The sequence below is a fragment of the Nocardioides sp. cx-173 genome, assembly GCF_021117365.1.
Lineage (GTDB): Bacteria > Actinomycetota > Actinomycetes > Propionibacteriales > Nocardioidaceae > Nocardioides.
In genome coordinates this window covers 3851447-3865503 of sequence record NZ_CP088262.1, presented here as the reverse complement: position 1 = coordinate 3865503, position 14057 = coordinate 3851447, and the positions used below count along the sequence as shown (strand labels likewise).

Annotated in this window: 13 protein-coding genes; 4 read left to right on the top strand and 9 right to left on the bottom strand. The window is 71.7% G+C overall.

All coding sequences use genetic code 11. From position 1 onward, the window contains the following. Positions 1–33: 33 nt before the first annotated feature. Genes LQ940_RS18885 through LQ940_RS18845 form a run of 9 tightly spaced genes read right to left on the bottom strand, consistent with a single transcriptional unit; the run spans position 34 to position 10455 of the window. The gene (locus LQ940_RS18885; RefSeq protein ID WP_231241543.1) at positions 34–990 is read right to left on the bottom strand and encodes an acetylserotonin O-methyltransferase; all 957 of its coding nucleotides are present in this window, start codon (positions 988–990) and stop codon (positions 34–36) included. Beyond that, positions 987–2585, bottom strand: coding sequence for a phytoene desaturase family protein (locus LQ940_RS18880; RefSeq protein ID WP_231241542.1), 1599 nt, complete (start codon positions 2583–2585; stop codon positions 987–989). The genes LQ940_RS18885 and LQ940_RS18880 overlap by 4 nt, the downstream gene beginning before the upstream one ends. Then, positions 2582–4003 carry an amidohydrolase family protein gene (locus LQ940_RS18875; RefSeq protein WP_231241541.1) on the bottom strand — a complete coding sequence of 474 codons (1422 nt, stop codon included), beginning with the start codon at positions 4001–4003 and terminating at the stop codon, positions 2582–2584. The genes LQ940_RS18880 and LQ940_RS18875 overlap by 4 nt, the downstream gene beginning before the upstream one ends. Then, positions 4000–5214, bottom strand: coding sequence for an aspartate aminotransferase family protein (locus tag LQ940_RS18870; RefSeq protein ID WP_231241540.1), 1215 nt, complete (start codon positions 5212–5214; stop codon positions 4000–4002). Before LQ940_RS18870 ends, LQ940_RS18875 begins: the two co-directional genes overlap by 4 nt. Further along, positions 5211–6629: an aldehyde dehydrogenase family protein gene (locus tag LQ940_RS18865; RefSeq protein ID WP_231241539.1), complete on the bottom strand. Its 1419-nt coding sequence runs from the start codon at positions 6627–6629 to the stop codon at positions 5211–5213. The genes LQ940_RS18870 and LQ940_RS18865 overlap by 4 nt, the downstream gene beginning before the upstream one ends. Then, on the bottom strand, positions 6626–7702 hold the full coding sequence (locus LQ940_RS18860) for a hypothetical protein (protein ID WP_231365049.1): 1077 nt from the start codon (positions 7700–7702) through the stop codon (positions 6626–6628). Before LQ940_RS18860 ends, LQ940_RS18865 begins: the two co-directional genes overlap by 4 nt. 7 nt (positions 7703–7709) lie before the next feature. Continuing rightward, positions 7710–8858 carry an ABC transporter substrate-binding protein gene (locus tag LQ940_RS18855; protein ID WP_231241537.1) on the bottom strand — a complete coding sequence of 383 codons (1149 nt, stop codon included), beginning with the start codon at positions 8856–8858 and terminating at the stop codon, positions 7710–7712. Positions 8859–8917: 59 nt separating this feature from the next. Further along, positions 8918–9718: an ABC transporter permease gene (locus LQ940_RS18850; protein WP_231241536.1), complete on the bottom strand. Its 801-nt coding sequence runs from the start codon at positions 9716–9718 to the stop codon at positions 8918–8920. Continuing rightward, the gene (locus LQ940_RS18845; RefSeq protein WP_231241535.1) at positions 9715–10455 is read right to left on the bottom strand and encodes an ABC transporter ATP-binding protein; all 741 of its coding nucleotides are present in this window, start codon (positions 10453–10455) and stop codon (positions 9715–9717) included. The genes LQ940_RS18850 and LQ940_RS18845 overlap by 4 nt, the downstream gene beginning before the upstream one ends. A gap of 396 nt (positions 10456–10851) precedes the next feature. On the opposite strand from LQ940_RS18845, the gene rplJ reads away from it, so the two are divergent. The 4 genes from rplJ to LQ940_RS18825 all read left to right on the top strand — a co-directional run bounded on the left by rplJ (position 10852) and on the right by LQ940_RS18825 (position 14057). Continuing rightward, positions 10852–11568: a 50S ribosomal protein L10 gene (gene rplJ, locus LQ940_RS18840; protein WP_231241534.1), complete on the top strand. Its 717-nt coding sequence runs from the start codon at positions 10852–10854 to the stop codon at positions 11566–11568. 82 nt (positions 11569–11650) lie between these two features. Continuing rightward, complete coding sequence (rplL, locus tag LQ940_RS18835; protein ID WP_231241533.1) at positions 11651–12040, top strand: 50S ribosomal protein L7/L12; 390 nt, start codon at positions 11651–11653, stop codon at positions 12038–12040. Between the two features lie 264 nt (positions 12041–12304). Next, entirely contained in the window at positions 12305–13258 is a 954-nt protein-coding gene (locus LQ940_RS18830; protein WP_231241532.1) for an ABC transporter ATP-binding protein, read from the top strand. 16 nt (positions 13259–13274) lie between these two features. Next, on the top strand, positions 13275–14057 hold the full coding sequence (locus LQ940_RS18825; protein ID WP_231241531.1) for an MlaE family ABC transporter permease: 783 nt from the start codon (positions 13275–13277) through the stop codon (positions 14055–14057).

Here is a 14057-nt window from a genome sequence, read left to right as displayed (position 1 = left end):
GCCACACATAGCTCGATCTGGGCGGAAGGCCTGTCAGCGTGTCCCGACTACGACGCCGTGCGGCAGCGGGTGCTTCGCGGAGACGTGCACGTTGCTGAATCCCGCCTGCTCGACCAGCGCGACCAGCTCGGAGAGCCGGCGGGCGCGGCCCGGGGTCTCGACGTGCATCATCAGGTCGAAGAGGGGGCCGAAGGCGCCGGGGGGGTCGCCGGGGAGCTCGAAGACGACGACCCGGCCGCCGGGGGCGAGGACCTCGTGGGCGACGCGAAGGACCGTGGCACCGTCGTCGTCGGTGAGGTCGTGGAGCAGGTGCGAGAGCAGCGCGACGTCGTACGACGCGGTGCCGACCGTCGAGGCCGCGCCGGGTGAGAGCAGGTCGACGGCGGTGACCGAGACCGAGGCGGGCAGCACCGACGCCGCCCAGGCGGCGACCGGGGGGAGGTCCACGAGCGTGACGGTGTGCCCCGCGGCGGCGAGCGGGGCGGCGTACGCACCGAGACCGCCGCCGAGGTCGGCGACGCGGGAGCCGGTGGGGATGAGGCTCGTGAGGTCGGGGCCGGTGGTCTCGGCGAGGACGACGAGCGCCTCGAGGAAGGACCGGGCCTGCTCGGGGTCCGTGGCGAGCCGGGTAGCCCAGGGCGCGAGCTGCGGGACTCCGGTGCGCACCGAGTCCTCCAGCGAGAGCCAGACCCGCGCGAAGTACGCCTCCTTCTCCGCGACCAGACGCAGGTCGCCGTCGGAGGCGAGCCGGCGGGCCGCGGAGGTGAGGGCGTAGCGGGAGCCGTCCGCCGTCAGCAGCTCGACCCCGACGAGCGCATCGAGGAGGGCGCGCGTGGCGCCGGCGTCGGCGGAGATGGCGTCGGAGACCGCCGACGCGGACAGCGGCCCGTCGACGAGGCAGTCATAGACGCCCAGCCGCCCGGCCGCGACGAGCGCGGCAGCGGGCTGGTAGCCCGTGACGAGGTCGATCACCTTGAACACGTCGCTCATCGGATGCCCTTTCTCAGGGAGCGGTAGGCCTGGAAGCCGCGGACCAGTCCGCGCACCTCGGCGCGCAGTCGCTCGGCTCGAGGCGGCGTCGCGGCACCGGAAAGCACGGTGGTCGCGACCGCCGAGCCGGAGGCGCCCGACAGCCCGCCGCCGGGGTGTGAGCCGGCGCCGGCGAGGAAGAGCCAGGGCAGCTCGGTGCGCAGGTCCGCGTGGCCCGGTACGCGCCAGCCGAGCAGCTGGTCGAGGGTGTTGTCGAGGTGGTTGGGACTGCCGTCTCCGCCGACCCGGCCGGCCCAGGTCGCCGGTCCCGAGACGACCAGGTCGACCAGCCCGGCACGCAGGTCGACGCCGAGCACCGAGGAGACGTGGTCGACCAGTCGCTCGCCGGCGAGGCGCTCCCGCTCGGCCGTCCACGGCCCGTCGGCGGGGTCGAGGGGGACGACGGAGCTCAGCCACGTGGCGGCGCCGGCCACCCCGGCGGGCTGCCGGACCCCGCCCACCATGGACCACGGCGAGGTGGGCAGCTGGCCGGCGAGGATCTCGCCGAAGCCGCGACGTACGTCGCCCGGCTCGGCGACGGCGTACCAGATCGCGTCCGTGTCGTCCCACGGGAGTGGGACCGGCGCCGAGGAGACGACCGTGGCGGTGAGCTCGGAGACGTTGAAGTGGCCGCTGTGCAGGTCGCTCGCCGCCGCCCTCAGCGCCGGTGCCGGATCCGTCAGCAGCGAGCCGGTGCGGGGCAGCCCGAGCGTCGAGACGACGACGTCGGCGGCAAGCACGGTGCCGTCGGCGAGCTCGACCTCGCCGCCCCCGCCCCCGCCGGACTCGTCGAGACCGCCACCGAAGGCGGCGCCGCGGCGCCGGTGCGTCGAGAGGCGTACGACCGGGGCGGACGTGCGCACCGTCCCGCCGGCCGCCTCGAGCGCGGCGACCAGGCCGTCGACCAGCGCTCGCGAGCCGCCGAGCGGGCGCACCGACGGGCCGCCGTGGGCGAGCGGCAGCAGGAACGCGAAGAGACCGGTGCCCGGCGCCCACGCGGGCACCTGAGCGTGCGAGGCCTGGAGGGCCAGTGCGGCGCGGGCGAAGGGGTCGGTCAAGGTCGCCTCGATCACCGTCTCCGCGGACTGCACCATGGTGCGGAAGAGCGCGTCGCCGCCCGGCACCGCCGCGAGAGCGGCCGCGACCTCGGCCGGCGTAGGTGGGGTGGCGAAGGTGTCGAGCAGCCCGAAGAGCGTGTCGGCGAGGTCGACCAGGCGGCGGTACGCCGGCCCGTCGGCGCCGAGCTCGCGCACGGTGTGCTCCAGGTCGGTGTGGAAGACCCGCTGCGTACCGTCGGCGAAGTGGAAGCCGGCGGCGACCGGGTGCTCGACGTAGTCGACGTCCAGCTCGAGCTCGCGGGCGACGTCGAGCACGCCGGCATGCTCCCAAGCCCCCCGCTCGACGACGACGCCCGAGGGATGGGTCTCGGTCCAGACGCAGCCGCCGGGCTCGACACCCTGCTCGAGGACGGTGACCCGGCAGCCCGCGCGCGCCAGCCGTACGGCGGCGACGAGCCCGTTGTGACCGCCGCCGACGACGATGACCGACCGGCTCATGCCAGCACCGAGTGACCGGTGGCGGCGAGACCGGACGCGCGCGCGATGCGCTCCATCAGCGGCCGGCAGCGCACGATCTGCGCCGTCTCGTCGACGCTCGCGCAGCGGTGGTCGGAGACGACCTGCACGCCGTCGACCCACACGTCGCGCACCGAGCGCGGCGACGCGCCGTAGACCAGCTGGGACACGGGGTCGTGGAGCACCGAGACGTCCACGGTGTCCTGGAGCAGGACGATGTCGGCGCGCTTGCCGGTCTCGAGCGAGCCGACCAGGTGGTCGATGCCGAGGGCCCGGGCACCGTCGATCGTGGCCATGGTGAGCACATCCAGCGCGTCGATGACCAGGGCGTCGAGATGGTGCAGCTTCTGCAGCAGCGCGGCTGCCTTGACCGCCTGGAGCATGTCCTGGCTGTCGTTGGAGGCGGCGCCGTCGGTGCCGATGCCGACCACGACGCCGGCGGCGCGCAGCCGCGGCACCGGGCAGACCCCGGAGGCCAGGATCATGTTGGCGACCGGGTTGTGCGCGATCGCCACGTCGTGCCGGGCGAACGTCGCGATGTCGGACTCGGTCAGCCAGACCCCGTGTCCGGCGATCAGCGGCCGCTCGAAGAGCCCGATCCTCAGCGCGTGGTCGACGGTGCGGTGTCCCCAGCGGGAGCGGCTCGCGGTGAGCTCCTCGCGGACCTCGGCGAGGTGGGTGTGCGCCGCCCAGCCGTGCTCGCGGCAGAGCTCGACCCCGCCGGCGAGCAGGTCGTCGCTCTGGCCGAGCATCGTGCCGACGCCGTACCGGAAGTCGATCAGCGGCGCGGTCGCGACGTGCGCCGCGAGGTCGACCTGCTCGGCGAGGATGTCGTCGATGATCTCGGTGGGCTCCAGGTCGACCAGGGCGCCCAGCGGCAGGTCCTCGGCTCCGTAGGAGACCACGCCGCGCATGCCGGCCCGCGTGAGCCCGTCGACGACCCCGAGGGAGGCGCGCGACCTCAGGTGGCCGTGGCAGAACATGTCGTTGACGGTCGTGACCCCCGAGAGCAGCATCTCGACGGCGCGCAGCGCCGTGCCCTCGGCGGCGTCCTCGCGGGTGAGCACGAGGCCCAGGGGCCCGACGATCTCCTCGCCCCACTCGAAGAGCGAGAGCTCGGAGCCCATGCCGGTCCCGAGCGCCTCCGAGAGGTGGGTGTGGGTCGAGATCAGGCCCGGCAGGACCAGCCCGGTGCCGTCACCGTGCACGGGCACGCCGGGGTGCGCGGCCCGCAAGGCGTCGTACGCCGCGACCTCGATGATCTCGCCGTCGCGCACGAGCACGGCGCCGTCGCCGACGACGCCCTCGAGGTGGGCGCCGGGCGTCCGCTCGCGCTCGCCGACCGGGGCGAGCCCGGCCATCGTGAGGACGTGACGCCCCCGCACCAGGAAGGTGGTCATGCGATCTCCGTCAACGTGGTGCGCAGCGCCTCGAGGAAGACGTCGACCTCGGCCCGCGTGATCACCAGCGGCGGCATGATCCGAACCGTCCCGGACTGGTTGAGCACCGAACCCGTGAGCACGCCCAGCTCCTGCATCCGGGTGACGAGCGGGTTGGCGTCGACCGAGACCTCCAGCGCGCACCAGAGCCCCTTGCCGCGCACGTCGACGAGCAGGCCGGGGAAGTCGGTCATCATCGTGCTCAGCTCGTCGCGCAGGTAGGCGCCGACGTCGGTCGCGTTGTCGAGCAGCCCCTCGTCGACGATGACGTCGTACGCCGCGATGCCGGCCGCGCAGGCGACCGGGTTGCCGCCCATCGTCGTCAGGTGCGAGAGCGGCGGGTCGACGAACGTGGCGAACAGCTCGGCCCGCGCGAGCACCGCGGCGAGCGGAAGCCCGCCACCGGTCGCCTTCGCGCAGGTGACGATGTCGGGCCGCACATCCCAGTGCTGGTGGGCGAACCACCGACCGGAGCGACCCATCCCGCCCTGCACCTCATCGGCGATCAGCAGTGCCCCCGCGTCGTCGCAGAGTGAGCGCAGCCCGGGCAGGAAGCCGTCGGACGGCACCCGGATGCCTCCCTCGCCCTGGATCGGCTCGACGATCACGGCGGCCGTCCGGTCGTCGATGGCGGCGGCCGCGGCCGCGAGGTCGTCGAAGGGCACGAACTCGACCTCCGGCAGCAGCGGCTCGAACGGCGTGCGCCACTCCTCGCGCCACGACACCGACAGCGCGCCGAAGCTGCGCCCGTGGTAGGCCCGCTCCATGGCGACGAACTTCGGGCGGCCGGTCACCTTGCGAGCGAGCTTGAGGGCGCACTCGTTGGCCTCGGCGCCGGTCGAGAGCAGGTAGGCCATGTCGAAGCCGGGACCTGCGGCGGCGACCAGGCGGTCGACCATCTCGACCTGCTCGGGCACCACGAACCGCCCGTAGACGTTGACGTGCGCGTAGCGCGCCACCTGCTCCTGCACCGCGGCGACGACGCGCGGATGGCAGTGGCCGACGTTGGCGACGCCGATCCCCGAGGTCATGTCGAGGTAGGTGCGGCCCTGGTCGTCGGTGAGGGTGCACCCGGACGCCGACGCCACCTGGAAGTCCTTGCGACCCGGCATGTTCTGCGAGAGCCGCTCCACGAAGCGGTCGCGGTAGTCCTCGCTGGTGGTGGTGGTCATGATGCTCCCTTCGGGATCGGGACGATGCCGGCGGGGCGGACACCGCGCAGCGCGATGAAGCGGGTGCGGGTGAGCTCCTGGAAGGTCCAGCCGAGGCCCTCGCGCCCGGCGCCGGCGAGGTCGACTCCTCCGAACGGCACGATCGGAGGGCGGTAGTTGTTGGTGCCGTTGACGACGACGCCGCCGAAGTCGAGCCGTTCCGCCATGGCCAGCGCGGTCGGCAGGTCGGCGGAGAAGACGGCGGCGGTCAGCCGCAGGCGGGTGGCGTTGGCGAGCGCGAGCGCCTCGGAGTCGTCGTCGTAGGCCGTCACGGGCAGCACCGGCCCGAAGATCTCGTCGTCGTGGAGCACCGCCGCCTCGGCGGGCACGTCGGCGAGGACGGTCGGAGCGAACCAGGCGCCGTCCGGGGGAGCGCCGAGCGCACGCGTGGCGCCGTCGGCGATCGCGCGCTGCACCTGCTCCTCCACCCGTGCGGCCGCGCCCGCGTCGATGAGCGGCCCCAGGCGGGCTCCCGGCGACAGCGGGTCGGTGGGGGCCACGTCGCTCAGCGCGGCGACCAGGCGCTCGGTCAGGTCGGCCGCGACGCTGCGGTGGGCGACGACGCGCTTGGTGGCCGCGCAGGCCTGGCCGTTCATGAGCAGCCGGCCCCGCAGGCACTCGGTGACGACGTGGTCGAGGTCGGCGTCGGCCCGCACGATCGCGGCGCCGTTGCCGCCGAGCTCGAGGTGCAGGGGGCGCAGGACGCCCGCGGTCGCTCGGGCCACCGCCACCCCGGCGCCGACGGACCCGGTCAGGGACACCGCGTCCACCCCGGGTGCGGCGCAGAGCGCCGCGGAGGTCTCGGTATCGGCGTACACCTGCTGGAGGACCCCGGTCGGGAGGTGGCGCTCCAGCACGTCGAGCACGGCGGCGGTCGTGAGGGGGTTCTGCGGGGGGAGCTTGACGATCGCGACATTGCCGGCCGCCAGTGCGGCCGCCGCCTTCTCCATGGTCAGCTCGACCGGGAAGTTGAAGGGGATCACCGCGACCACGACGCCGAGCGGCACCCGCTCGATCATGGTGATGTCGCGCTCGCCGCCCGGGAGGCAGCCGGTCGCCGCCAGCTCACCGGCCGCGGTGCGGCCGAGCTCGGCGTTGCGGCGCAGCAGGGCGATCGCGCCGAGGACCTCGTGGTGTGCCTGGGCGAGCACCTTGCCCGACTCGCGGGCGTGCTGGCCGGCCAGCTCGTCGACGCGCAGGGCCAGCTCGTCGGCCGCCGCGACGAGCGGCTCGGCGCGCTGGTGGGGCGCCGCCCCCGCCCAGTCGCCCGCGGCCGCGCGCGCCGCGCCGACGATGCCCGCTACGCCCGCGAGCGGCAGTGCGGTGATGTCGCCGAGGACCTGTCCGGTCCCGGGCGCCCAGATCGTTGTGGTCACCGGGTGAGCTCGTCCAGGCGCGTGACGAGGGTGGCGGCGAGCTCGGGCAGGCCGAGAGGCGTGTCGTGGCCGTCGCCGCGGGCGAAGACCGAGCGCACCGAGGCGGCGCCCGCCGGCCGGCCCTCGCTCGCGAGCCGCTCTGCCAGTCGCTCCTGGGCGAGCGTCTTCTGCGCCGGCGTCGGCAGCACCTCGAGGCTCAGCTCGCCCGTGGGTGCCTCGTCGAGCACGCCGAGCAGGAAGCTGCGGTGGGTGAGCCCGGGGGAGACCCACGCGAGGACGCCGTCGTACGACGGCGTCAGTCGGGTCAGGGTCGTGGTGAGAGCCTCGACCATCGCCTGGTGCATCGCGGCGTACGCCGCCCGCTCGGCCGGGCCCCACGCGAAGGCGCCGTCACCGCGCGGCACCGCGCTGAAGGTCGGGTGCTCGGGTGACACGGAGGTGCCGCGCCCCTCGAACAGCCCGGGGTCGTCGTACGAGACGGCCGGCGAAGGGCCCCCGCCGAGGGCGTCGGGGAGGTACATCGTGTGCTCGTAGGGGACCAGCGCCAGCGGCTCGGAGATCACGAACCGGTCGAGCACGACCCCGTCACGCACCAGCGGCGCGTTGGCCAGCAGGTCGGGTGACTCGTCGGCGGCGAGCGCGGAGGCGAGCTCGGCCGGGCCGTCGTACGCCCTGCTCGGGCGCCACCCGGCGCCCAGGAGGGCGGCGTTGACGCCCCGATGCTCGCGGCTGGTGAAGTAGGGCTTCATCTTGGTGCAGGGCAGCAGCAGAGCGATCCGCGAGTGCGTGCCCGGCACGGCGCTCGGCGTCCACTCCTCCTGGATGTAGCGCAGCCACGAGGCGACCCGGGGGTGGTCCAGGGCCTCCACGTTGGTCTGCGGCGAGTAGAGGCAGAGCGTCGGGTCGAGCTCGAACGGCGCGCGGATCTTGCGACGCGAGCCGGCCAGGCGGGCCTCGGGGAGCAGCGCGGCCAGGGAGGCGGCCAGGGGGGTGGTCAGGGGGGTGGCGTGGGGGGCGGAGCCCCGCGCGGCCTGGTCGGCCGCGCGGGACTCCGTCGTGAGGTGGGTGGTCACGAGGCGCTCACCCGGCGCTGATCGAGGTGTCGATGAACTCGTTGGTCACCAGCGTCTCGGGCGTGGCGTCGGAGACGTCGCCCTTGCCGTACTCGTCGACGATGTCGATCAGGGTCTGGACCCGCTCGAGGTCGAACGTGCCCATGACGCCGTCCTCGCTGTCACCGAGCACCCCCAGCTCGACGCCCGTCTTGTGGGCGTACTCGCCGCCCTCCAGGCTGTAGACCCACCCGGTGTCGTACTCCTTGACGAGCTCCACGACCAGCTCGTTGGTCGCCGTCGCATCGTTGATGTAGTCGACCTGCGCCTGCTGCATGATCGGCACGATCTCCTTGAGGCAGTCGGCCTCCTTCTCGTACGTCGCCGTGCTGACGGTGAGCGCCTGGAAGTACTCGGGGAAGCCGGTGTCGTGGATCAGCTGGCCCTTGACGGGCTTGCCCCACTCCGGGATCTCCTCCTCGTACATGAAGGGCTCGGCCGTGAGGAAGCCCGCCTCGGCGAGCTCGCCCTTCGCGCTCACGAACGCGGCCGGCTTGTTCTGGTCGCTGCGGTCGACCTGGTCCTCGTCGATGACCCCGGTGCCGACGAGGTAGTCGACCCAGACGTCCTCGGACGAGCCGACCGAGATGGGGGCGCCCGTGTCCTTGAGGTCCGCGATCGTCTCGACCTCGGGGTAGGTCTCCTCGTCCCAGTAGACGGCGTACGGGCTGATCGCCATCGAGGCCAGGACGCCGATGACCGGGGTATCGGCCTGCGTGGCCATGTACTCGCCCACGCGGCCGTAGCCGAACATGATGTCGCGGTCCTGATAGATCAGGGACTGGGCGGACTGGAAGCCGACGGAGGTGCCGCCGATGCGGATCTCGATGTTCACGCCGCTGTCCTCGCCGTCGACGATGAGCGGGCCGGTGACCGACTTGGCGTCGGCGTCGATCGTGTAGTCGTCGCCGATGAGCTTGTAGATGCCGCCGTGCTCTGCCTCGGGCTCCCAGTCGGCCTGGATCACCACGGTCTCGGGGCAGACCTCGGCGAGGACTCCCTCACCGGTGGTGGTGGCGGTCGGCTCCTCGTCCGAGCCGCAGGCGGTCAGGACCAGGGAGCCGACGAGGAGGGTGGAGCCGACGGCCAGGGACCGTCGGATGCCTGAAGTTGTCATGGTGGGTTCCTTCGAGGTGGTGTGCGAGCGGATGGGGCGGGACTGTCGGTCGAGCGCCGTCAGCGGGCCCCCCACGCGGGGGACCACTTTCCGACGATCCGGCGTCCGAGTGCGCCGAAGATGCAGAAGGCCGCGATGCCCAGCAGGCAGGCGACGATGACGGTGGCGAGCATCTCGGCGGACTGGAGCCGCGAGCTGTAGCGCTGGAGGAGCAGGCCCAGCCCGGTCTCCCCGCGACCGAAGAAGAAGTCGCCCACGGTCGCCCCCACGACGGCGAGGCCGGCCGCGGTCTGCAGGCCGACGAAGACGTCGGGCAGGGCGGACGGGAACTGGAGCTTCACCAGGCGGGTGAAGGAGTCGGACCCGCCGAGGGTGAAGAGGTCGTGCAGGCCGCGGTCGGCGCCGAGCATGCCCTGAAGCGGGTTGATGATGAGCGGGAAGAGGCTGATGATCACGCAGACCACGACCCGGGCGAACATCTCGAAGCCGAACCAGAAGCCGATCACCGGCACGATCGCGAGGATCGGGACGGTCTGCAGCAGGATCGCGTAGGGATAGAGGGACCGCTCGATCCAGCGGGCCTGGACCATCGCGACGGCCAGGAGGAGCCCGATGCCGACCGAGATCGCCAGACCGATGAGCGCCGCCTGGGCGGTGACCCACAGGGCATCGAGCATGTCGGCGCGGATCTCGGAGTCGAGGAAGCCCTCGGTGAGCACGTCGTGCGGCGGCGGCAGCAGGAACTTCTCGTCCTCGGCCAGCACCTGGTAGCTGACGAAGTACCAGATCCCGAGCATCAGCGCGAAGACGGCCAGCGGCGGCACGACCGCGACGAGAACCTTCTTGACCAAGCGGTTCACGAGGCCGCCTCCAGGCACTTGGCGACCTTGCCGGCGAGCTCGGCGAACTCCAGCGTGTAGCGCAGGTCGAGGGATCGGGGGAACTCGAAGGGCACGTGGAACTCCTCGACGATCCGGCCGGGCCGAGCCGACATCACGACCACCCGGGTGGACAGGAAGACTGCCTCCTCGACCGAGTGGGTCACGAAGAGCCCCGCGAACGAGCGGTCGAGGAAGAGGTCCATCAGGACCAGGTTGAGTCGGCCGCGGGTGATCTCGTCGAGGGCGCCGAAGGGCTCGTCGAAGAGGAATACCTCGGGGTCGAGCACCAGCGAGCGGGCCACGCTGGCCCGCATCCGCATGCCCCCGGAGAGCTGGTGAGGGAGGTGGTCGGCGAAGTCGGTGAGTCCGACGGTCGCCAGCGCCCGGTCGACCGCCGTGCGGATGCCGGCCTTGCTCATGCCCTGGAGCTCGGCCAGCAGCCCGACGTTGCGGCGTACCGTCCGCCACGGCATCAGCGTGGCGTCCTGGAAGACGTAGCCGACGCTGTCGGTGGCGAACTGGATGTCGCCCGAGGTCGCCTTGTCCAGGCCCGACGCCAGCCGCAGGAGCGTCGACTTGCCGCAGCCGGACGGGCCGATGATCGATACGAGCTCCCCCCGGGAGACGCTGAGGTCGGTAGGGGCGAGCGCCTCGACGGACTCAAAGGTGCGCCCCACCCGGCGGAAGGCCACCAGGGGCTGAGAAGTGCTGGACATGCGGCGAGGTTAGAAGCGAAATCGGCCGTATTCGGCCCGGTTTACGGCCTGTTTACTGCTCGTCGCCGTTCTTCTCGGCGGTGTTACAAACACTGGGACAGGGGGACAGGCGCCGCCCAGTCGGGCGGCTCCATGAGGGCCGGACCGGTGCCTGCAGCTCGATTTGGTGCCGTCTCCCTCGAGGCCGTAGAGTTCGTACCTGAATCCAGAGACCGCCGGTTGTCCGGCTGCATCAGCAGCCAGACCGAAGGTTCCGCAGCGATGCGGACGGCCTGCGCAGGTGACAGAGCAAGACCCGCGGCTCGCCGCGAAGTCCACGCCCTGAGCATCTGCGCTCAGGGCGTCCGTCATTTCGGCGGACCCGGCGCGGTGGTCTCCCAGTCCGGAAGGAGACCCATGGCGCGGGCAGACAGAGACGCCGCCGTCGCGGAGATCGTTGACTCGTTCAACGACGCCGCCGGTGCCGTGCTGACCGAGTACCGCGGTCTGACCGTCAAGGAGCTGCAGAACCTGCGCCGCTCCCTCGGTGAGAACGCCAACTACGCCGTGGTCAAGAACACGCTGGCCAAGATCGCCGCCAACCAGGTGGGCATCTCCGGCTTCGACGACCTGCTGACCGGCCCGACCGCCATCGCCTTCATCCGCGGTGACGTCGTCGAGGCGGCCAAGGGTCTGCGTGACTTTGCCAAGGCCAACCCCACCCTGGTCATCAAGGGCGGGGTCCTGGACGGCAACATCCTCGACGCGAAGGAGATCGGCAAGCTCGCCGACCTCGAGTCGCGCGAGGTGCTCCTGAGCAAGATGGCGGGCGCCATGCTCGCCTCCCTCAGCCAGGCCGTCTACCTGCTCAACGCCCCGCTCGCCCAGGCCGCCCGGCTCGCCGGTGCGCTCCAGGCGAAGGCCGAGCAGGACCCCTCGATCCTCGCAGGTGGTGCTTCCCAAGAGTCTGACTCTGGGCCGGTCGCCGCCGAGGAGGCCCCGGAGGCAGTTGCCGACGAGGCCCCCGCAGACGAGGCCGAGGCTCCGGCTGACGAGACCCCCGAGGCCCCCGCGGCCGACGAGGCTCCCGCCGAGGCCGACACCTCCGATGAGGGCGAAGCCACCGAGTCCTGACCCAGGACCTCGGTACCCCACCACCTGAAACCAGGCCCGCCGCCCAACCCCGGCGGGCCACCGAATGGAAGGAACCGCCACCATGGCGAAGCTCAGCACCGACGAGCTGCTCGACGCGTTCAAGGAAATGACCCTCATCGAGCTCTCGGAGTTCGTGAAGCAGTTCGAGGAGACCTTCGGCGTGACCGCCGCTGCTCCCGTCGCGGTTGCCGCCGCCCCTGCTGCCGGCGGCGCCGGCGGTGGCGAGGAGGCCGCTGTTCAGGACGAGTTCGACGTCATCCTCGAGGCTGCCGGCGACAAGAAGATCAACGTCATCAAGGAGGTGCGCGCCCTGACCTCCCTCGGCCTGAAGGAGGCCAAGGAGCTGGTCGAGGCCGCGCCGAAGGCAGTCGTCGAGAAGGTCGACAAGGCCACCGCGGACAAGGCCAAGGAGGCGCTCGAGGGCGCCGGGGCCACCGTCACCCTGAAGTGACCCACCCGCTCGCCGGGGGCTGACACCGCCGAGCACCTGCACCGCCACGATGGGCGGCCACCCCTCCGGGGGTGGCCGCCCATCGTGCGTTCCGGCGTTTGCTCGGACCACGCCCGGGGTAGTGCACACCCGGCGTGACGGGGAGCACAAAGCCGCGTAACCTCACCGCGGTAACACCGTTGTTACTCACGAGTGGTCCGTGTGTGCACTGAACGGGGTCCAGCTGGGGACGGGCCGGCTCGGTCCGAGGGGAAGAGAGACGACATGGGCGTAGAGATCAAGGTCGAGGACCTCACCAAGTCCTTCGGCAAGCAGCTGATCTGGGGCGACGTGACGCTCACCATCCCCGCCGGCGAGATCTGCGTGATGCTCGGCCCCTCCGGCACCGGGAAGTCGGTCTTCCTGAAGACCCTGATCGGCCTCCTCAAGCCCGACAAGGGCTCGATCGTCATCGAGGGCACCGACATCGCGACCTGCTCGGAGAAGGACCTCTACGAGATCCGCAAGCTCTTCGGCGTCCTGTTCCAGGACGGCGCCATGTTCGGCTCGATGAACCTCTACGACAACGTCGCCTTCCCGCTGCGCGAGCACACGAAGAAGTCCGAGTCCGAGATCCGCGACATCGTCATGGAGAAGATGGACCTGGTCGGACTGCTCGGGGCCGAGGACAAGCTGCCGGGCGAGATCTCGGGGGGCATGCGCAAGCGCGCCGGCCTGGCCCGCGCCCTCGTCCTGGATCCCGAGATCGTGCTCTTCGACGAGCCCGACTCCGGGCTGGACCCGGTCCGCACGTCGTTCCTCAACCAGCTGATCATCGACCTCAACGCGCAGATCGACGCGACCTTCCTGATCGTCACCCACGACATCAACACCGCCCGCACGGTGCCCGACAACATCGGCCTGCTCTACCACAAGCACCTCGCCATGTTCGGCCCCCGCGAGATGCTGCTCAGCTCCGAGGAGCCGGTCGTACGCCAGTTCCTCAACGCCCAGCGCGTCGGCCCGATCGGCATGTCGGAGGAGAAGGACGCCGACGAGCTCGCGGCGGAGGAGGGCCAGGAGCTGCCGCCGCTGCCGCCCATCCCGATGCAGCAGGAGCCCTCCAACGGCATCCCCCGACGCAGCCAGCGCGAGCCCGGAGCCTGGTGCCGGGAGAACGGCGTGACGCCGCCCCCCGGATCGTTCGAGCCGAACATGTCCATGGCTATCGGGACCTGAGGGAGACGACCACCTCGTGGCATCCACCGCGACCCGGGTACTCGCCCCGGTCGGCACCGCGGGCCAGCTCTTCGCCTTCGGTCTCGACGTCGGACGGGCGCTGTTCCGGCGACCCTTCCAGCTGCGCGAGTTCCTGCAGCAGGCCTGGTTCATCGCCTCGGTCACCATCATTCCGACGGCGCTGGTCGCCATTCCGTTCGGTGCGGTCATCGCGCTGCAGGTCGGCGGCCTGATCAAGCAGTTCGGCGCCCAGTCCTTCACGGGCTCGGCGTCGGTCCTGGCGGTGATCCAGCAGGCCGGGCCCATCGCGACTGCGCTGCTCATCGCAGGGGCCGGCGGGTCGGCCATCGCCGCCGACCTCGGGGCGCGCAAGATCCGCGAGGAGCTCGACGCCATGATGGTGCTGGGCATCGACCCGATCCAACGGCTCGTCGTCCCCCGCGTGCTCGCCTGCATGATGGTGGCGTTCTTCCTCAACGGCCTGGTCAGCGTCGTCGGCGTCGCCGGCGGCTACGTGTTCAACGTGGTCCTGCAGGACGGCACCCCGGGTGCCTACCTCGCCAGCTTCACCGCGCTCGCCCAGCTGCCGGACCTGTGGGTCGGCCTGCTCAAGGCGCTGGTCTTCGGGTTCATCGCCGCGATCGTGGCCGCCTACAAGGGGATGAACGCCGGCGGAGGGCCCAAGGGCGTGGGCGACGCGGTCAACGAGTCCGTGGTCATCACGTTCCTGCTGCTCTTCGTCGTCAACTTCGTCATGAGCACGATCTACCTCCAAGTCATCCCACCGAAGACGGGCTGA